This window comes from Terriglobales bacterium, assembly GCA_035624455.1.
Taxonomy (GTDB): domain Bacteria; phylum Acidobacteriota; class Terriglobia; order Terriglobales; family Acidobacteriaceae; genus DASPRM01.
On the sequence record DASPRM010000060.1, the window covers coordinates 38,628 to 58,042 of the forward strand.

Consider the following 19,415-nt stretch of genomic DNA (forward strand, 5'->3'; position numbering starts at 1 on the left):
GCGAGATTGACAATGTCTCTGTGCTAGACGTGGAGATCGATCGAAGGAAGCGGGACGCGTTACGATTTGATTTTCTGTTCCTGAATATGCCCTACTCCCACCAGCACTGCTCCCAGCACTGCTTGAATGCCGGTCCACCATAACCACATCGTGGAACCCACCTGCCAGTCGGAAGGAATAAAGACGATCAGCACGAAGTCGACTACCAGCAGTAGTCCGCCGACAGTGCGCAGTGCGAGGGCCCGTTCGTGGCGATCGAGAAGGGCGTCATCAGCATGAGGCACGAAAGTTCTCCCAGCAGACTGCGCTTTGATATTCCCAACTGGCGCGTCACTGACAGCGCGTGATTCTATTACAGACGAAACCATAGCCTCAAAGGTTGATTTAACGCCGCGACGGACATTCGGCTCTTGCGCATCCCATCATTCGTCCGTGTTCTGTGACTGCGCACAGGATGTCGCCTCTGCCGGATCACCGCACTCGTCGTCACCCGCTTCCTCCTGCAGGTTAATCCTTTCGGCTACTGCCAAATACCAGCAAGTGGTTTAGTTTCATCGCCCCAAGACAGCAGTAGTATCTACGCCAGCATTTCGGCTAAGCAGTGCAGGCGGAGCCCTCCCAGGAGCAGTCGCGCGACGACTCGCATGTCAGACCGGCTGGCTGACTAGTTGCCGGGAGAACACTCCGCGAATTGGTAAAGGCGCTTCGAAAAAATTTTCAGGTTTGCACGCCCGGCGTCAGGTTTTGCGGCGGTTTTCCGGTAGCGAAAGGTGGCCCGGCCTCAAACGCTGCCCACAGGCGCGCAACCTTCAGGAGCTCGACATGCGTGCTCATCGCTTTCTCCTACCCTGGACAGCAATTCTGTCCGTGCTCGTAGTATTTCTGCTGACGCTGGCCATTTCCGCCAATGCCCAATTGGCCGCCAGTTCACTCCCGAATGCATTTCGTCTGAACCCGCCTGGCGAAGCTGCAACTCTGGCGCAGCCGGCGGTTGAAGCCTCTTCAGCCGTCAAAGGCACGCTGGAATTAGTAGAAGAGTTTTCTCACGAGAGTTATCGCACGCGATATTTCGTGAACACGGGACAGTCGAGCGTCGAATTGCAGTTTGCTTCCGACCCGCCGCTGGCAACGACGGGCGCTGCCGTTCAGGCCCGGGGCACACGTGTCGGCGACATCCTGTTCTTGCAGGCTGGCGGTGGAAATTTTGTTCAGACGCCAGTCGCAGCGCCTTCCATTCCTCTTCCCGGAACCCTTGGCGCCCAATCCACAGTCGTGATCCTGGTCAACTATCAGGACTTTCCCAACAATCAACCCTACAGCGTGGCCGATGCCACAGCAGCGTTCTTTACCACTCTGAATAATTTCATCAAAGAAAATTCGCTGAACCAGGCCTCGGTGACCGGTGACGTCTTCGGCTGGTTCACCATTGCTGTCAACAGCACCGCCTGCGACTTCAACCAGATTCAAACGCTCGCTGATGCCGCCGCAACCAGCCATGGCGCCAATCTCGCCAATTACAAGCACATCATCTACGCCGCCCCGCCGGTTCAGGCGTGCTCGTGGGAAGGTGCTTCGACCATCGGCGGGAGCCCCAGCCGGGCCTGGGTCAACGTCGATGTGAGAACGAACTTGCTGGCTCTGGCGCACGAATTCGGACACGGCCTGGGCTTGATGCACTCCCACGCTGAAAGTTGCAATGGAACGACCATCGGCAACAACTGCACGGTGCAGGATTATGGCGATCTATTCGACGCGATGGGCAACACCAACCCCATGCACTACAACGGACCACAGAAGGAGAGGTTGGGCTGGCTGGGTGCATCCCTTACAAAAGCGCAGAGTACCGGCACGTTTACATTAATCCCCTACGCCAGCGCTCCAGGTACACCGGGGATACGAGTGCTGGAGATTCCTGCCGGCAACGATCCCGCGACGGGCAATCCATCTTTTTATTATGTTTGCTACCGGCAGGGCGTAGGCTTTGATTCCCCCATCTCCGCCTATCCCAGTGCTGCTAAAGGCGTCCTGATTCATCATTCCGTGCCACTCGATCTGAACAGCACGGACTTGCTGGACGCCAATCCGGCTACCGCATGGTTCAACGACGCGGCCTTGTTGCCAGGACAAACGTTCACCGATAGCGGCGCCGGCGTCACTATCACCACCAACTCTGCCGACGGCACGACCGCGTCAGTGAAAGTTACGCTATCCGGCCCGGTTTGCACGCAGCACAATCCAACCGTGGGAATCTCTCCGTCGAATCCTGTGGTGGGTGCAGGAGCGGCTGTACCTTACAGCGTCACCATCACTGACAACGACAGCGCACCCTGCTCGTCTGCAACCTATGCCCTTTCGGCAAACGTTCAGGCAGGATTCAGCGCGAACTTCTCCGGCGGCAACTCAGTAACGCTCTCCCCCGGAGGAAGCACCAGCGTGACGCTGAACGTGACTTCGCCCGGCAATGCTGCCTTGGGCTCATACAATGTGTCAGCCACGGCAACGAATGGCGGGTTTGCGGGAACCGGGAACGCTACCTACACGGTCGGCAATCCTGGTCTCTCAGTTTCCGCTTCGCCTTCCACGGTAAATGTGATTCAGGGCAACACGGGCTCGACGACCATCACGGTCACCGGCAGTGGAGGATTCAATGCGGTCGTGACGCTGCAACAAATCGGTGCGCCGCAAGGGGTCACAGCTACGTTCAGTCCGACTTCGATTGGGGCACCGGGTTCGGGCAATTCCACTCTGTCGTTTGTGGTAGGTGCTAATGCACCTACCGGTTCATGGACGGTCCAGGTGGCCGCAGGCGGTGGTGGGCAATCCACCAGCACGAATGTGACCCTGAACATCACCGCGCCCACTCCGCCTCCGCCGAATGTGAACCCGATTCTGATTCCGCAGAGCGGCTTCAAGGCCACCGCAGACAGCGAGCAAGCGGGTTGCGGAACCAACTCTCCGGCAAGCAACGCAATTGATGGCAACACAGGGACCGTCTGGGAAGCTTCGTTCTGCCCGAACCTCTCGCCGCTGCCTCATTATATCGACATCGACTTGGGAGGAACCTATAACGTGGTTGGCCTCCGTTACAGGCCAAGATCGGACGGCAGGACACGAGGCAACATCCTTGCTTTCGAGATCTACACCAGCCCGGATGGGATCCACTACACCATTGCTGCCAGTGGCGCGTTCCAACACGACAAGTCTGGCAGTCCGCCTCCTCCCGAGGAGGAAATCGACTTCAATCCTGTACAAGCCACGCACGTGCGGTTACGCGCCCTGAGCGACGTGGGTAGTAGCGGCTACTTCGCCTCGGCAGCCGAAATCAATGTCCTGCAACAGGCGACAGGCGCGTGCGTGCACGTCGGGCCGAGCGTGGACCTCACTCCACATCAGTCTCAAGGCGTGCAAGCAGGTACTCCGGTTACGTTCACCTTGTCGGTCAAGAACAACGACACCGCAGCCTGCAGTTCCACCACGTTTAACCTTTCCGCCAGCGTTCCAGCCGGCTGGTCCGCAGCCTCTCTGGGCACGGGGTCTCTGACGTTGGCTCCGGGAGTGACGGGATCAACCACGCTGCAGGTCTCGTCACCTGCGAGCGCCACGAACAACTTCTATCCCGTAACCGGGACGGCAACCAGCGCCAGCGACTCCAGCCTGACTGGTTCCGCCAGCGCGCAGTACACGGTTAGCAACATCAGTCCGGGCGACTTTACCGTGGGAGCGAATCCTGGCAGCGTCACCGTTCTGCAGAATAGCTCCGGCTCGACCACCATCAGCACAAGCTTGAGCGGCGGGTTCAATGCTGCGGTCTCGCTATCCGTGACATCGGCTTTGCCGACAGGTGTTACCGCTAGCTTCAATCCGGGTGCGATTGCTGCACCGGGCGGTGGAAGCTCAACCCTGACTTTCAACGCCGCGCCGGGTGCGACCACCGGGCCGGTGAATGTGACAGTAAGCGCGAGCGGTGGCGGCATCACTCACACCGTAACCGTCTCCCTGACGGTGACGGCATTGCCTCCTGGACCTCCTGGGATCATTCCGCAAACCAACTGGAAGCTGGTCTCCGTTGATAGCCAGGAGACAAGTTGCGCCAATTCTCCCGCGACCAACGCCTTTGACGGGAAGACTTCTACAATCTGGGAGTCACAATGGTGTGGAACCATCGCCCCCTTGCCGCACAAGATCACGATCGATATGGGAGCTACTTACAACGTGTCTGGCATGATCTACACGCCGCGCCAGGACTTGATAAAACGCGGCAAGATCGCTGCATTCAAGTTGTTCGTGAGCACCGATGGCGTGAACTTTACGCAAGTAACCAGCGGAGTCCTCATTACCGACCCGACCAGCGCTAACCCGGTGAAGGTGACCTTCACGGCCGCTCCGGGCCGGTTCATCCTGCTGGAAGCGGATAGCGAGGCCAATGGCGGGCCGTTCACCTCGGCTGCCGAAATACAGGTGCTGGGGAACTGAATCAGGCGGCACCTGGGCGCTCGCGCCCAGGTGCCAGAACTAAAGCCAGTCGAGGCTTCGCCTCGACATAAACGGTCGGGTGGCCCACTCAAGCCTTCTTCTGGCTTGAGTAGGGTAGTTTGCTGAATGGGAGATCGCCACGCAGTCTCGACCGACTCTTACTGTCGATCCACCTCGAACCCATACTCGCGCAAGAGCGCGATGATCTCCGGACGCTTCAGAAATTCCACGAACGCTCGCGCTGTAGGTTTCTTCGCGCCAAGTTTGAGCGCAACCACTCCCTGCCGGATCGGCGGATAGTCGGCGCTTGAGATTTCGTAGTACCTGCCGGTTTTTTCCATCGCCGGCGCTTTGACCAGCGAGAGAGCAATGATTCCCACATCAGCATTGCCCGTATTCACCAGCTGAAAGGCTTGGGAAATGTTTTCTCCGAATACCAATCTGCTTTTCACCGTGTCGTAGAGATGAGTGCTCTCGAGCGCCGCAACCGCTGCTCGTCCGTACGGAGCATGCTGCGGGTTGGCAATGGCAATCTTGCGGACGGAAGCGTCCTCGAGCACAGTCAGACCACGCGACAAATCGAGCTTCGATTCATTCCTCACCCACAGAACGATCTTTCCGCTCGCGTATTCGTAAAAACTTCCACTCTGAACCAGACCCGCTGCTTCCAGCTTCCTGGGAAAATCAACGTCGGCGGAGAAGAACACGTCGAACGGAGCACCGCTTTGTATTTGCGCATAGAAATTGCCGGAAGAGCCGAAGGAGATCTTTACCTGATTGCCGGTCTCACGCTCGAATCGTTCAGCGATTTTCAGCAGTACGAAATTCAGATCGGAGGCGGCGGCAACCAGTATTTCTTCCGCTCGGGCAGATCGGCAGAACAACATACACACCAGTAGTCCAGCAATCAGCTTCCATCGAGCAGAGCGCGAATGTTTCATCCTGCTTTCCTGAATCGAAATGATGAGACGATGTGAATCGCGGTTCCATTCTGGTCGTTAACCGCATATTCATGCGACGTTCATATGACTTTAACATTGCTTCTCTAGCATCGCGCCGACCCGAAATCTGTCTGCACCCAAGGGCAGAGTTTAGCCCAGCAATCTACGTCTATTCAGGAGAGGCAATGAAGCGAGGAATGGTTTGTGTGCTCTCGTTTGCGTTAGTGACCGGAGCATTTGCCATTGGAGATCCGCCTGATCCACAAGCAGCTCCGGCGAAGAAACCGGCAAAGAGCATCTCTGCGGAAGTCCAGCAACTCAGAGAAGCGCTCGAAGCCCAACAGCGGCAGATCGAAGAATTGCGGCGGGAAGTCCAACGACGCGATCAGGTTCTGCAGCAGGCACAACAGCAGGCCGGCGCGGCGCAGAGCGCGGCCAGTGCTGCTCAGGCAAGTGCGGAGGCGGCTGCAGCAGCATCGGCTGGGCAAAAGCCGGTCGATCTGACTGCTCTGCAGGCTGATGTGGCTGACCTTAAAGCCAACAGCACCAGCACGGCTTTGTCGCTGCAGGAGACGCAAAAGACAATTCGCGACATGGAGTCGCCGGCAGCGATTCATTACAAGGGAATCACCATTACCCCGGGCGGCTTCATCGAATTCGCAACCGTTTACCGGACGCGGAATGAAAATGCCAGCGTCAACAGCGCCTCGGGTGATTTCAACATTCCGCTCGATGGAACCACCAACGCGAACCTGAGCGAGTTTCGCTTTGACGCTCGCCAGTCGCGCTTGTCGGTTTTGGCTGAAGGGAAGGTCGGAACCACGAAGGCCAGCGGCTACTGGGAAATGGACTTTCTGGGCGCCGCTCCCACCGCCAATGAGAACCAGAGCAACAGCTTCAACCTGCGCCAGCGTCAGTTGTGGGGACAGGTGGAGTTTGCCAACGGCGTGTCGATCGTTGGCGGCCAGCAGTGGACCTTATTCACTCTGAACCGCAGAGGCCTGGCTCCCCGTTCCGAATTTCTGCCCATGACCATCAACGCTCAGTACATGATCGGTTATGACTGGGCTCGTCAGCCGGGATTCCGCCTGACCAAGAACTTCCACAACAAGACGTGGGCGGCTTTCTCTATTGAGGAACCGCAAACCGTCGTCAACGTCAATGGAGTTACCATTCCAGGCGTGGGAACAGGAGCCGCCGGCAGTATTCCACCGGTTTTCGGCTTCAATACCAGCCCCAATGCACAGTCGCCGAACGGGCTGTTTGTTCTCAGCAATACACCGGGCGCCAACGGAGTTTCTACCAACGTTGCTCCCGACGTTATGGGGAAGCTTGTCTTTGAGCCGGGCTGGGGACACTGGGAAATCAAGGGAATGGCACGCTTCTTCCGCGACCGCTTCAATGGTCACAGCGACACCAATACCGGCGGTGGCCTTGGCGCAGCAGCGATTTTACCCCTTGTAAAGACGAAGCTTGATTTCATCGCCGAGGGTCTCTTCGGCAATGGCATTGGGCGCTACGGCTCCGGTGGCGGCTTCGACGTAACGTTGCGGCCGGACGGCACTGTTCGCCCGGTTCGTGCCTACCATGCCCTGCTCGGACCTGAGGCTCACGTCGGCAAGAAACTCGATATCTACTTCTACGGCGGCTACGAGTATTACCAGCGCGTATTCACGACCATTTCGCCGGTGGTAGCGCCGGCCACAACTGCTAACGTTGGATACGGTGCCCCCACGATCAACAACACCGGCTGCGGAGTGGAGATGACCAGCACTGCCTCACCGGCCTGCGGAAACCAGACCCGCTATGCCTACGAACTCTCCCCAGGGTTCTGGTACCGCTTCTACCGTGGACCGGCGGGAACCGTGCAGATGGGCGTGCAGTATTCCTACAGCAACCGCTCCCTGTGGCGTGGTGTAGGTGGCGCACCTTCTGGAAGCGAGAACCAGGTCTACACTTCGCTGCGCTACTACATCCCGTAGTAGCTGAGCGAAAAGCGATCAAGACTACTCAAAAAGGCCGCTTTCTCAGGAAAGCGGCCTTTCACTTTCCTGTTCTCGTCTTCAGCCTGCGGCCCTGGGTTTTCGACGATCTTGACGATTTACAGATTGAAATGCCGGAAGGGGCTTCACCGATCGGAGAAGCTGTGCTGGGAGACTCTGCGGAATGGTCCCGTTCCCGCTACCAGCGGTTTGCTGCGAGTTGTGAATCCTGTGGCTTTCGGAGACTGCTGCGCTGGAGTTTTACAAAGGTTGAAAATAACTGTTGCGCTGGAAGGAAAGGGACAATGTCACGCGTTTGTGTCGCAGAAAAACCTATCCTCTGACCTGTGACGCGGACCGGAGTCCGCGGATTCTAAGTACGGCTTTCACCCTTAGTCGCGGACTGGGCTTCAAGGGCCGCGCGGTATTCGCTTACGATCTTGCTGATCACCGCTCGGCGCACCCCAAATCTCTGCGCAACATTCGCCGCCGTGATGCCCATCTCGCGCAAGCTGACGATCTTCTTCATCTGCTCCGGGGTTGGTCGAAATACACGTTTCATATGCACCGTTTTTCGGGGCTGACAGAAGATCTGTTTCAACCCCATCCTCACTGATGGCGGTGCAATTGCCTTGCCAGCAGCACGACCATCCTCATTGAACCACTTATCCCAGAGTGCCACTGGGAGAACCTACCGGAATTGGAATTCTTCAGAAGGCACATACAGAGATTTGTAGACGAGTTGATGAAGCGCGTCTCGATTCGTCACGGCTTCCTGCCTCAAAAGGTAGCCTCGAAATGTGTACATCGCGTCAGAACCCAGATTTAGCTTTAGGCTGAGGCATCATGTATGCTCAATCCACGCAGCAGTTTGTATTTTGCCTAATCTCAGCCTAAGCCTTTGATTATGCAGAGTGATGGCCATATTTGAGGCTTGCGATGATCACCGCGGACGACGTCAGGAGAGCCTGCACGCAAATTCGAGATTCGGTGTTCGTTTCGCGCTGCGCGCTTTCCGACCCCTTCTCGCAACTTACCGATACCCAGCTCTTTCTGAAATATGAAAATCTGCAGATGACCGGCTCCTATAAGGAGCGCGGGGCGCTCAACAAAATCCTGAACCTCACGCCGGAGGAGGTAGGGCGAGGGCTGATCGCTGCTTCTGCGGGCAATCACGCACAGGCGGTGTCCTATCACGCAACCAAGCGGGGAATCCCGGCGCAGATCTGTATGCCGCTTCCCACCCCCCTAAATAAGGTGATGTCCACCCGGCGCTTCGGGGCAGAGGTTGTCCTCCATGGGGCAAACTATGACGAGGCTTGCGACGAGGCCCGCCGCCGCTCCGCCGAACTTGGCCTTACCTTCATACATCCGTTCGATGACGATGCCGTCATCGCCGGCCAGGGAACCATCGGTCTGGAATTGCTGGAGCAGGTTCCTGGTCTCGAAGCGGTCGTGACTTCAGTGGGAGGCGGCGGTCTGATTGCGGGACTGGCCTGCGTTTTGAAGGAAAGCAATCCTCGAATTCGTGTCATCGGAGTCCAAACCGCAAGGCTTGCATCGATGAAGGCCGCACTCGCCGAGAGTCGGCCAGTCACGCTGCCGGTTTCTTACACCCTCGCCGATGGCATCGCCGTCCGGCGAGCTGGTGACCGCACTTTTCCTATGGTGCAAAAGTATGTGGACGAGATCGTCACGGTAGAGGAAGAGGAGATCGCCAATGCGATCCTTTTGCTCCTGGAACGGGAGAAGACCCTCGTGGAAGGTGCTGGCGCTGCAGCCGTAGCCGCACTGGTCTATCACAAGGCAGCGTGTGCGGGTAAGCGCGTGGCGGCTATCATCTCAGGTGGCAATCTGGATGTCTCCATCCTCTCCCGCATCATCGAGCGCGGCTTGGTTAAGGATGGCCGCCTGATTCGCTTGCGGATCCATTTGCCCGACTACCCCGGAGCGCTTCATCGCCTCACCGGAGTGTTGGCGCATCATCGCGCGAATATTGTCGAGACTTCCTACGACCGCGCTTATTTCGGCGTCAATATTGGCGACACCGCCATTGATTTGACCATGGAAACGCGCGGCGCCGAGCACGTGGAAGAATTGTTGCTGGCGTTGACGGCAGAGAACTACGTTTTCGAGCGCATTCAGTAAATTGCAAGCGGGAAAGTGGTTAACAATAAAGTTGGAGGCGGCTGAATCGTAATCAGCAAATCTGCGTCGTGCTGAGCCGGCGCGGTCGGGCGAAGCATCTATGTATTTCGCTTTCGTCAGGCGACTTGCCGTTATTGAGCGACGGCGTGCAAATAAATACCGATTACGCGATTACAATTCACCCGATTATAGTTTTTGCTTAGGGCAGCCGGATGCGAAATTCGCCGCAGGCTTCGAAGACAGCCAGCAGATTCGTAAGTCCCAGCAGTTGCCGCACCTGCTTGTTGAAGTTGATCAGCCGCAGATCGCAGCCGGCCTTTCTCGCAGAGACATAAAGCTTCACCACCGTCCCCAGGCCCGAGCTGTCCATGCGACGCACTTCCGTCAGATCGAGCACCAGGCACTTGCCTGGCGCGATCAGTGCTTTGATCTCTTCCCGGAAAGAATCAGTGACTTCGGCCGTGAGATTACCCCGACACCTGACAATCGTGGCATCTTCCTGCCTCTGCACCTGCACACCCAGGCGGCGAGGAGGCAAATTACTGGCTAACGGCATGGCATCTCCTGCAGGGGAGGACAATTTAGATCGAAAAACCTGTGGATTGGCGCCATTCTATCTGGCTATCGAGCGTGCACCTAAGGAATTCGGCATCCGGGCAGAAGGCTTACAAACTGAACCCGAACGCAGCGGGACAACTCACTTCTTTTTGGAGAAAGGTTCTGAAGGCTCGTCTGACTCTTCTGACTTCGGGCGCTTCTTGATTGCAGCCTGATCAGCCGCAATGGTCACGTCAACCGGCGCCCCTTGCTTCAGGCCAACCTTTTTGCCCTGAGAGTCTTTCAGAATGTTGTCGACGCGAATTTCGCGATATAGGTGATCGGCGCCTTCCACAGTAATCTGTGCTTTCTCAGTTTCCTTCGGGCTCAGCGGCGGAATGATTTTTTCCACCACCCCGGGAAGGGTGACTGCGGCTTTTTTCTCAGCAGTGGTTTGATTCTCTTTCTCTAGTGTGTCTTTCTCTTGCGTGTCTTTGTCTTGCTCCATAGCCATCCTTACGGGCGTTCTAGCCTTCTTGTGCCGAGGTCCGATCAAAATCTCCGGCGAACTGAAATTTGCGTTCGTGATTATGCGCGCTGGGCAGATGCTCCTATGGTGAATGTTGACGAAGGGTGTGCTTAGGCCAGAGTTTCGATGGTTTGCAATATCAGCCCCGGCACAACAACCGGAGCCACTATTCTGAGGATTCGTGGTACTTGATTATAAACCCAAGCTTCTTCAGCCATCGGGCACACTGGTGAGAGTTGGAGTCCATCGGGGTGACCAGCGGAGCCGTCGATTGCACCAGGTTCGCTGCAGCGATCATTAGCGGACGTACCGCATATTCCTGCTGATTCACTCTGACTCCCCACTTACGGACGTTTCCCGACGCCACCATTTTGGCGGCATTCCGGACATGAGCACTGGTAACGGACGCAAATCGCGGATTTTCCATAGGAAGCACCCTAGCTAGGAACTTAGGGAGAATACTTCTTATACTCCGTACAATACTATACCCGACGCTGTTTTTTTTGGGCTCCCCCCCCCGATTTTTTGAGTTATAAAAGAACCTTGATCTGTGGAGTGCTTCAATGATTGGCGTCGGAAGCGAGAACATCCCATCCAAGCCCGAGTGGCGGAGACTCTTTGAAGCGGCGGTTTTGGAGATCGACCAAACGCAGCTGGCGCAAAAAATCGAGGCTGCCCGAGCGGCAATTGACGCGCGCGTCAGGGAACTGACTCAAAATGGGCTTGGGGGAACCGAAGAGTACGCATTACGCGACGCGCTGCTGGCTCTGAACGATCTTCAGGCCATCACTCTACGGAAGGTGCCAGGCAATTCGCATTGAGTTTTTCGGCATCCCAAGGCGCAGCATTCGGCTTCCCCAGCCGCAGCGCCTCCGCTAGGACTTTTCGGAAATTGGAACGAAAGCTTTGACTGTCGTTCCCTTCTTGCTCGAGGATATTTCCAGGGTTCCTCCCAATTGCGCCAGGCGTTCCCTCATGCCGAGAATTCCCACTCCCACGCGGGGGTTGGCTCCCGGTGCGGACAGCATTTCCGGAGGAAGCCCCTTTCCAGTGTCGCTGATCTCCAGCCACACTCCCTGCCCCTTGGAAGCGATTTGCACTCGTGCTGTCTTGGCGCCGGAGTGGCGGCGAATGTTGTTTAACGCTTCTTGAACGGTTCTGAACAAGGCGATCTCGATGTCCTCGGGCAGGCGATCAAGCTTGGCAGGGGTCACCAGTTCCACTTCCAATCCCGAGCGTTTGGAAAATCCATCCACCAGCCAGCGCGTAGCCGAAACCAGTCCCGCCTCGTCCAGCAACGGCGGGTGTAGCAAGTGGGCCACGGTGCGAAGCTCCTGCAGGGCTTCGTCCACCAGGTTGGTGGAGGATTGCAGAGCGGTTTTCCGCTCAGGCTTGGGAGAATCTTTCAGCAGCGTGTCCAGGCTCATTTTGGCAGCCGCCAGCTTCTGCCCAGCGGAATCATGCAGGTCGCGGGCGATTCGCCGCCGCTCCTCATCCTGCAGACGAATGAGACGGGCGGAGAGCTGGCGGAGGCTGTCTTCGGAACGGCGGCGGAGCGTAATGTCGGTGTTGATCTCTAAAATCTCGTGTCCATCGCTGGCGCCGAGAATTGCCCAACGGCTATCTACCGTTCTGTGTTCGCCATCACGGCGGGTGTGAATGAGTTCGCCTTCCCAGTGTCCGGTGCGCAGCAACTCGGTTTGAATCTCTTCGAATGGCCTGGGGAACCTGGTCTGCAGGATTTCATGAGTTTTCTTTCCCAGCACCTCCATCTTTTTCCAGCCATAAAGTTCTTCGGCGCCGCTATTCCAGAAGCGGATTTTGCCCTCCAAATCGCGTCGCAGGATCGCCTCGCGAGCCATTTCCAGCAAAGCGGCCTGTCTCTTTAGGTCATCCAGCTGTCTCCGCTGCTCGGTGATGTCTTGAATGGAGAGAAGGATGCGATCCCGTTGCGGCTGGGGCTCGATGCTGCGCGCATTCAACAGCATTACTCGATACCCCAGAGTTGGAAACTCGTGGCTCACTTCGAAGTCTTGTACCTGCTCCTCCGATTGCAACATGTTCACCAGCAATTCCCGGAGCTTCGGAATATTCCACTGGCCATTTCCTAGCTCGTAGATCAGACGTCCCTCGGTCTCTTCCGGCGAGACCTGGAAGGTATGATAAAAGGAGGGGTTGGCAACAGTGACTCTTAAGCTGGCGTCCATCAGCAGCACCGATTCCCGGGCATTCTCAATCAGGTTCTGAGCAAGACTGCGGGTTTGATCGAGCGTGCGCTTCAACGCGTCAATATCCTGGAAGCTGATCACCGCGCCATCGATCTTACTGTCCCAGGTTTTGTAAGGACGCACACGCATGGCATACCAGATCCCCTGCTTGTCGCGAATCTCACTCTCACGCAATATGGCGCGATCCATGGTGTCGCGGACAACCTCTTCCAGATTCTCCAGTTGAACATTCGGTTTGATCTCATCCAACCGCCGTCCAATGTCGGCGGGAATCAGGTTCATCAGTTTTTCTGCTGGAGGGGTAATGCGGCGAATGCGCAGATCATTGCCCACCATCACCACAGCGATGTTTACGTTCGCCAGCAGATTGAGCAGATCGTTGTTGGCCAGGCTAAGCTCCACGTTGCGGTTCTGCAGTTCTTCATTGAGAGTGGTGAGCTCTTCGTTGCTCGATTGCAGCTCTTCTTTGGCGGTTTCCAGTTCCTCATTAGTGCTCTGCAATTCCTCATTGGCTGACAGCACCTCCTCGTTGGCCGCCTTGAACTCTTCCGTCGTGGTCTCGTGCTCCTCGATCAGCGCCTGCAGCTGTTCCCGAAGCTGGTTTATCTCCCGCTGCAATCTCTCGTTCTGCTGTACTACACCGCTTTTTTTGCGCGCCTCCTTTTCCGAGATTCTTTTTTCGACTGGCTTGCGAACCTCGCGGGCAACATCCTGGAAGACCACGGCAAACATGCGCTCTCCGGATTCGCGCCCTTGAATGGGTACGATTTCCAGGTTCACCTCTGTAGTGCCGCCGTTCGATCTGACGTGAACACCCTCCTTACGGACAACCGTGTTCTCCTTCTTTGCCTTGCTCAGCGCCGTACGCAGATCCACCAGTAATCCTTCGCGCGCCATCTTGGAGAGGCTGAAGGTGGGATGACCGGCAGCAGGCTCCAGATAAGCCCCGGTTCGCCCCCGAAACTGAATAATCTCCAAGTCTTCGTTGACCACGATACTAGGGGGGATGTAGCGGCTCGCCAGCGTTCGCTCCACCTCTTTGTCGATACTTATTGCGGTGCCGTTACTTTTAGGCGGTCGGTATTCCTCAAGCCGGCGCGGGGAATAATCCGCAGCCGTGAAGTAAGTCACCAGGCGGCTGGAAGTCATCTTTTTCTTGTAGATCTTGTACTTCTTATCCGTGAGGCTGAAGTGTTCGGTGAAACCACCCAGGCTCTCCGACCCGCCCAGCATCAGATAGCCACCCGCCTTGAGCGCATAATGGAGCGCCGGAATCACGCGCTTCTGCAGAACCGGTCCCAGGTAAATCAGCAGGTTGCGGCAACTGATCAAGTCCAGGTTGGAAAAAGGCGGATCCCTCACCAGGTTCTGCTTGGCGAAGATGCACATATCGCGGACCGCCTTGTTGATCTGGTAGCCTCCGTCTAAGCGCACAAAAAAGCGCTTCAGCCGTTCGGGAGAAATTTCCGCCACGCCGGCATCCGTGTAGAGGCCGGCGCGTGCGCGGTCCAGGGCAGTGTCGCTGATGTCGGTGGCGAAGATCTGCACCGATTTCGCGCTGGCGCTGGCCAATGGAATAGTGCGCCCCTGCTCCCACATGTACTCCAGCAGAATCATGGCGATCGAATAGACTTCTTCGCCGGTGGAACAGCCGGGCACCCAGATTCGGATCGGCAAAGGATCGTGCTTGCGTTCCTTGAAGAGGTCCGGAAAAACGTGCTTGCGCAGCGCTTCAAAGGCTCCTTCGTCGCGGAAGAAGCCGGTGACGTGGATGAGGATCTCGCGGTAAAGTTCATCCAGTTCGGCCGGGTTTTCTCTAACGTACCGTACGTATTGTTTGAGACTCTCCAACTGGTGCAGCACCATGCGTCGCTTGATGCGCCGCTGCAGCGTGGTTTGTTTGTAGTAGGCGAAATCCACGCCGGTGGCTTCGCGAATCATGGCAAACAGGGTTTCCAGATGTGTGCTGGCGGCAATTTGGGCGGAATCTTCCTCGGATAACGGAACTCGTGCCACGTAAGGGTGACGGCCAATCCGTGCCAGCTCCTGCGCAATTCCTTTCGGGGGAAGCACGAAATCGATGCAGCCCGCGTGAATAGCGCTTTTGGGCATGCTGTCATACTTGGCGGACTTTTCATCCTGGGCGAAGGTGATTCCCCCAGCCGCCTTGATAGCGGTGCAGCCTTCGGTGCCGTCTGAGGCCGTACCCGACAGGATCACACCGATGGCCTGATCGCCCCGATCATCCGCCAACGAGTGGAAGAAATGATCGATGGGCATATGCTGCCCACGGGTCAGACGGCGCACCGCAAGATGCAGCACTCCGTTCGTGGTCGCCATGTCCGTGTTAGCAGGAATGACATAAATATGATCCGGCTCGACGGCAACTCCGTCGGCGACCTCAGTAACCGGAATCTTGGTGGTGCGGGCGAGAATTTCCTGCAGAACGCTTCCGTGAGTAGGATCCAGGTGCTGCACCAGCACAAATGCCATCCCGGTTTTCTCCGGCAGGTGGCGCAGCAACTCTGAGAAGGCTTCCAATCCTCCGGCGGACGCGCCAATCCCCACAATCGGAAACTGGCGCGGTTTGGTTGCAGAATCGGGAGCAACTTCCTTTCCGGCAGTCGCAACAACAGATCTCTGCTTAGCGGATTTCTTCTTGGCGGGGTCGCTTTGGGCAGGTTTCTTCATGAGAAGGGCCTCGGCTGAATACCGAGTCCGGCGCGAACTCGAAGCGTGGCTGACCCCTTATTAATCGCACCCGGGCTGGCGCCCTAATACTAGTATTGTGCATCGGCAGCGTCAAACCAGCCACCAGGGCACGCTTCTTTGCGTTTCGAGCCGCGGAGCCGCTCCTTCGGTTGCCATCCCGACGAAACGATGCGATCGCTCGATGCGATCCCATCGTGTGTGGAGGGACCCTGCTTTTTCAGCCATCTCGCCCTGCGCCCCCCCTGAAAAGAAAAGTAGTAGTGCCCCAGCCTTCTGCCTTCTTTTGCGGAGGATGGGACTATTTCAACTGCCCGTTGCGCCGGGTCGCTAACCTCACACGAGCTACAGTTGACAGTTGCCTTGCCTGCTGGCACGCTTACAAAAGTGACGCCCGGCGCGGGTGGGCCGGGTCTCCCCGTCATCTTCCGATATTCCCAGCTTATCCACTCTCAGTGGAGGAGGAGATTTGGATGTCTCTCAAGATTGGCGATGTTGCTCCCGATTTCGAAGCTGAAACTACAGAAGGCCACATTCGTTTCCACGACTGGATCGGCGATTCATGGGCGGTTTTGTTCTCGCATCCCAAAGACTTTACCCCGGTGTGCACGACCGAGCTCGGCTATATGGCAAAAATGAAGCCAGAGTTCGACAAACGCAAGGCTAAGATCATCGGCCTGAGCGTCGATCCGGTGGACAACCATAAGAAGTGGTCCAATGACATCAAAGAGACCCAAGGATTCGCGCCCAACTACCCAATGATCGGGGATACCGATCTGAAGATCTCGAAGCTCTATGGCATGCTGCCCGCGGCGCTTGAGGGAACTTGTGAAGGCAGAACTTCCGCCGATAACCAGACCGTGCGCAATGTCTTCGTGGTGGGCCCTGACAAGAAGATCAAGCTCATCATCGTCTATCCCATGACCACCGGCCGTAACTTCGATGAGGTCTTGCGCGTCATCGACTCGCTGCAGCTCACAGCGAAGCACAAGGTGGCAACCCCGGTCAATTGGCAGCAAGGCGACGACGTGATTATTGCCGGCTCGGTCTCGGACGAAGAGGCGAAGAGGTCTTACCCGCAGGGATGGAAGGCCCCGAGGCCGTATCTGCGCATCGTGCCCCAACCCAAGGGGTAGATCGAGACTCAGGAGTGCTTCAAAGTGTGATCCCACCCGGCTTTCTTTTCGGCCGCGGTGGGATTTTTGGATTGCGCGCAATCGATCTGATTGTGTGCTGGCCTGTGCCGCGACGATGCCGCTCAGCTTGCTGTAATTCCTGCTAGAGACCTTGTACGTGCGCGCGAGAAGTATGCATTCGACCAGGAGGGCTCCTTTTTCTTCCGCTTTTTTGCCAGCGCTCCGTCAGATGTGGACGTTCATCGGAAGGCAATGGTAAGGTGGCTCACGCATTGCTGACATTCAGGACCGTACCAACATCTGGCGATCGGAACACCGGCCAAGGTTACAAGATAAATTCCGATGGCGACCAATCCAATCGGCGGTCCACAACTGGCGGACGGCAGGCGCGCCGTCGCGCAAGCTGTCATTACTCCGCTCACTCGCGCTGCCATCTTTCTGGTCGTGACGCTACAGCCGGACTCCGGCAAGCGAAAAGTCATTCGCTCCTTCTGCGCTGATCTGGCAGCCATATTTCGGGCGGTTGAATTCCGCGACATTGAAGCCGGGCTCTCCTGCGTCATGGGGATTGGGTCCGACGCCTGGGACCAGCTTTTCGGCGCGCCGCGTCCGGCGGAGCTGCATCCGTTTCGAGAGATTCGCGCTGGAGGACGCCATGCCGTCTCGACCCCGGGCGATTTGCTGTTCCACATCCGCGCGAAGCGGATGGATTTATGTTTTGAGATGACGACACAGATCATGGCGCGGATCGGTGAGGCGGTCTCGACAGCCGACGAGGTACATGGATTCCGCTACTTCGATGACCGTGATCTCATAGGCTTTGTTGATGGAACTGAGAATCCCAGGGGCGATGACGCGGCGGAGGCCGCCCTAATCGGGGACGAAGATACAACCTTCGCCGGCGGAAGCTATGTGATCGTGCAGAAGTACCTGCACGATCTCGCCGGATGGAACACTTTGTCCACTGAGGCACAGGAACGAATCATCGGGCGCACAAAACTGTCCGACATAGAATTGGATGATTCGGTTAAGCCCACGTCAGCCCACAACGCACTTACGACCATCGTTGAGAATGGCAAGGAGATCAAAATCCTGCGCGATAACATGCCGTTCGGGCGTCCCGGCTCTGCTGAATTTGGGACCTATTTCATTGGCTACAGCCGTTCGCCCCGCACCATTGAGCAGATGCTTGAAAACATGTTTGTCGGGCGGCCGCCTGGCAACTATGACCGCCTGCTCGACTTCAGCCGCGCCGTCAGCGGGAATCTTTTCTTCGTGCCGACGGCGACATTTCTGGACGACATAACCGAAGAGGGAGATGCAGTCGCGGTTCCACCTGCCGTGTCGCCGGCGGAGCCCGCGCCGGCCAAGGGGCATGAGAGCAATGGGTCGTTGCGTGTCGGTTCCCTGAAGGGAGAGGTCGAACATGAATAACCTGCATCGTGAGCTTGCGCCGATTTCCGACGCCGCCTGGGCCCAGATTGAAGAGGAAATGACACGTACGTTCAAGCGCCACCTCGGAGGGCGGCGGGCGATTGATGTGCGTGGGCCGGCGGGTACGGGCCTCTCCGCTGTCGGCACCGGCCACCTACAGGCAATCCAGACGCCGGGGGACGGAATCCTGGCTCGCCAACGGGAGGTGAAGGCCCTGGTCGAGCTGCGGATTCCATTCGAGCTGCAGCGGCAGACGATCGACGACGTTGATCGTGGCGCAAACGATGCCGACTGGGGACCAGCCAAGATCGCGGCGCGCCGGCTAGCCTTTGCTGAGGACGGTGCCATATTTTCGGGCTATAGCGCTGCCGGGATCGTGGGCATCTTCCAGGGAACGAGCAACCCGAAAAGAACGCTGCCCGGCGACGTACGTGCATATCCGGAGGCCATTGCCCAAGCGCTGAGCCAGTTACGGCTTGTCGGCGTCAACGGGCCCTATACCGTGCTGCTTGGCGCCGATGCTTATACTGCATTGGCCGAGACCAGTGATCACGGGTATCCGGTTCTGGAGCACGTCAAGCGATTGGTCGAAGACAAGATCATCTGGGCGCCTGCGATCCCCGGCGCGGTCGTTATGACCACCCGCGGCGGCGATTTCGAACTTCACATTGGCCAGGATGCTTCTATCGGCTATCTCAACCACACCGATAGCGTGGTCCAGCTCTACTTGCAGGAGACTTTTACTTTTTTGCTGCTTACTACCGAGGCAGCCGTAGCTCTGTCTCCAGGATAGCCGGACACGCGAGTGCCTCTGGAGCCTTACTCGCTAATGGATCCCGACCTACAGGCGAGACGGTCGCAGTAGTCATCCTCGTCGTCCCCACGGTTGCCCGCAACAGAAGTGCGAAGCTGAATAAGCAAAACGCGCGGCCGACCAAACCTGTCACGTGAGAACTAGGAGCGATCGCTGACCGCTTTCGCTTCACTCGATGGCTCCATACTTTCTCAGTATCTGGATGGTTTTATCCAATGGCAGTGCCTCGACCGTGTGCCCGTGTCCGGTCATGGTCGTTGCCTGAAACAGCGAGTTGTACACAGCCTCTTCAGTGGCCTCGATGACCGCCAGGAACAGCGGAGACATGGCATCGTTCGATAACACCGGAATACGCCGGGGCGAGGCATCCTCGGGCCGGATCCGCAGCTCAGGAGCAGTGGAGAAGGCGATCACATAATCGCCGCTGCCGTTCAAGCCCGCAGAGCCGGTGCGTCCAAGCCCGAGCATCGCCCGCGCTGCCAGG

The 19,415-nt window shown here is 57.2% G+C and carries 15 protein-coding genes; 7 read left to right on the forward strand and 8 right to left on the reverse strand.

The annotated features are described in order from the left end of the window. Positions 1-59: 59 nt before the first annotated feature. Positions 60-284 carry a hypothetical protein gene (locus VEG30_06695; protein ID HXZ79599.1) on the reverse strand — a complete coding sequence of 75 codons (225 nt, stop codon included), beginning with the start codon at positions 282-284 and terminating at the stop codon, positions 60-62. 538 nt (positions 285-822) lie between these two features. On the opposite strand from VEG30_06695, the gene VEG30_06700 reads away from it, so the two are divergent. Next, complete coding sequence (locus tag VEG30_06700) at positions 823-4,473, forward strand: discoidin domain-containing protein (protein HXZ79600.1); 3,651 nt, start codon at positions 823-825, stop codon at positions 4,471-4,473. Positions 4,474-4,631: 158 nt separating this feature from the next. Here the strand turns inward: VEG30_06700 and modA are convergent, their stop codons facing one another. Beyond that, positions 4,632-5,414, reverse strand: coding sequence for a molybdate ABC transporter substrate-binding protein (gene modA, locus VEG30_06705; GenBank protein HXZ79601.1), 783 nt, complete (start codon positions 5,412-5,414; stop codon positions 4,632-4,634). Between the two features lie 185 nt (positions 5,415-5,599). Here modA and VEG30_06710 point away from each other — a divergent pair, with 185 nt between their 5' ends. Next, positions 5,600-7,396 carry a hypothetical protein gene (locus VEG30_06710; protein ID HXZ79602.1) on the forward strand — a complete coding sequence of 599 codons (1,797 nt, stop codon included), beginning with the start codon at positions 5,600-5,602 and terminating at the stop codon, positions 7,394-7,396. A 373-nt stretch (positions 7,397-7,769) separates the two neighbouring features. Here the strand turns inward: VEG30_06710 and VEG30_06715 are convergent, their stop codons facing one another. Continuing rightward, positions 7,770-7,958, reverse strand: a complete 189-nt coding sequence (locus VEG30_06715; protein ID HXZ79603.1) for a hypothetical protein — start codon at positions 7,956-7,958, stop codon at positions 7,770-7,772. 377 nt (positions 7,959-8,335) lie between these two features. Here VEG30_06715 and ilvA point away from each other — a divergent pair, with 377 nt between their 5' ends. After that, positions 8,336-9,544, forward strand: coding sequence for a threonine ammonia-lyase (gene ilvA, locus VEG30_06720; GenBank protein HXZ79604.1), 1,209 nt, complete (start codon positions 8,336-8,338; stop codon positions 9,542-9,544). A 199-nt stretch (positions 9,545-9,743) separates the two neighbouring features. On the opposite strand, the gene VEG30_06725 is transcribed toward ilvA, so the two are convergent. The 3 genes from VEG30_06725 to VEG30_06735 form a co-directional block, all read right to left on the reverse strand. After that, complete coding sequence (locus VEG30_06725; GenBank protein HXZ79605.1) at positions 9,744-10,100, reverse strand: STAS domain-containing protein; 357 nt, start codon at positions 10,098-10,100, stop codon at positions 9,744-9,746. Between the two features lie 141 nt (positions 10,101-10,241). Then, positions 10,242-10,589: a hypothetical protein gene (locus VEG30_06730; GenBank protein HXZ79606.1), complete on the reverse strand. Its 348-nt coding sequence runs from the start codon at positions 10,587-10,589 to the stop codon at positions 10,242-10,244. A gap of 187 nt (positions 10,590-10,776) precedes the next feature. After that, on the reverse strand, positions 10,777-11,037 hold the full coding sequence (locus VEG30_06735; protein ID HXZ79607.1) for a hypothetical protein: 261 nt from the start codon (positions 11,035-11,037) through the stop codon (positions 10,777-10,779). 136 nt (positions 11,038-11,173) lie between these two features. Here VEG30_06735 and VEG30_06740 point away from each other — a divergent pair, with 136 nt between their 5' ends. Continuing rightward, positions 11,174-11,431 (forward strand): hypothetical protein, encoded by a 258-nt coding sequence (locus VEG30_06740; GenBank protein HXZ79608.1) that lies wholly within the window; start codon positions 11,174-11,176, stop codon positions 11,429-11,431. 54 nt (positions 11,432-11,485) lie between these two features. Here the strand turns inward: VEG30_06740 and VEG30_06745 are convergent, their stop codons facing one another. Next, positions 11,486-15,529: a chemotaxis protein CheB gene (locus VEG30_06745; GenBank protein HXZ79609.1), complete on the reverse strand. Its 4,044-nt coding sequence runs from the start codon at positions 15,527-15,529 to the stop codon at positions 11,486-11,488. 491 nt (positions 15,530-16,020) lie between these two features. On the opposite strand from VEG30_06745, the gene VEG30_06750 reads away from it, so the two are divergent. From VEG30_06750 to VEG30_06760, 3 genes are all read left to right on the forward strand, one after another. Next, a complete protein-coding gene (locus VEG30_06750) occupies positions 16,021-16,683 on the forward strand; it encodes a peroxiredoxin (GenBank protein HXZ79610.1) in 663 nt (220 codons plus the stop codon). Positions 16,684-17,025: 342 nt separating this feature from the next. Next, positions 17,026-18,117, forward strand: coding sequence for a Dyp-type peroxidase (locus VEG30_06755; protein ID HXZ79611.1), 1,092 nt, complete (start codon positions 17,026-17,028; stop codon positions 18,115-18,117). Further along, a complete protein-coding gene (locus VEG30_06760) occupies positions 18,110-18,910 on the forward strand; it encodes a family 1 encapsulin nanocompartment shell protein (GenBank protein HXZ79612.1) in 801 nt (266 codons plus the stop codon). The genes VEG30_06755 and VEG30_06760 overlap by 8 nt, the downstream gene beginning before the upstream one ends. A gap of 189 nt (positions 18,911-19,099) precedes the next feature. Here the strand turns inward: VEG30_06760 and VEG30_06765 are convergent. After that, positions 19,100-19,415, reverse strand: a 316-nt coding sequence (locus tag VEG30_06765) for a P1 family peptidase (protein HXZ79613.1), incomplete at its 5' end; no start/stop codon positions are given.

Coding starts and splice junctions, on each gene's coding strand:
- VEG30_06725 (HXZ79605.1), bottom strand. CDS start 10,100: ATGCCGTTAGCCAGTAATTTGCCTCCTCGCCGCCTGGGTGTGCAGGTG.
- VEG30_06730 (HXZ79606.1), bottom strand. CDS start 10,589: ATGGAGCAAGACAAAGACACGCAAGAGAAAGACACACTAGAGAAAGAG.
- VEG30_06760 (HXZ79612.1), top strand. CDS start 18,110: ATGAATAACCTGCATCGTGAGCTTGCGCCGATTTCCGACGCCGCCTGG.
- VEG30_06735 (HXZ79607.1), bottom strand. CDS start 11,037: ATGGAAAATCCGCGATTTGCGTCCGTTACCAGTGCTCATGTCCGGAAT.
- VEG30_06715 (HXZ79603.1), bottom strand. CDS start 7,958: ATGAAACGTGTATTTCGACCAACCCCGGAGCAGATGAAGAAGATCGTC.
- VEG30_06745 (HXZ79609.1), bottom strand. CDS start 15,529: ATGAAGAAACCTGCCCAAAGCGACCCCGCCAAGAAGAAATCCGCTAAG.
- VEG30_06740 (HXZ79608.1), top strand. CDS start 11,174: ATGATTGGCGTCGGAAGCGAGAACATCCCATCCAAGCCCGAGTGGCGG.
- modA (HXZ79601.1), bottom strand. CDS start 5,414: ATGAAACATTCGCGCTCTGCTCGATGGAAGCTGATTGCTGGACTACTG.
- ilvA (HXZ79604.1), top strand. CDS start 8,336: ATGATCACCGCGGACGACGTCAGGAGAGCCTGCACGCAAATTCGAGAT.
- VEG30_06755 (HXZ79611.1), top strand. CDS start 17,026: ATGGCGACCAATCCAATCGGCGGTCCACAACTGGCGGACGGCAGGCGC.
- VEG30_06710 (HXZ79602.1), top strand. CDS start 5,600: ATGAAGCGAGGAATGGTTTGTGTGCTCTCGTTTGCGTTAGTGACCGGA.
- VEG30_06700 (HXZ79600.1), top strand. CDS start 823: ATGCGTGCTCATCGCTTTCTCCTACCCTGGACAGCAATTCTGTCCGTG.
- VEG30_06750 (HXZ79610.1), top strand. CDS start 16,021: ATGTCTCTCAAGATTGGCGATGTTGCTCCCGATTTCGAAGCTGAAACT.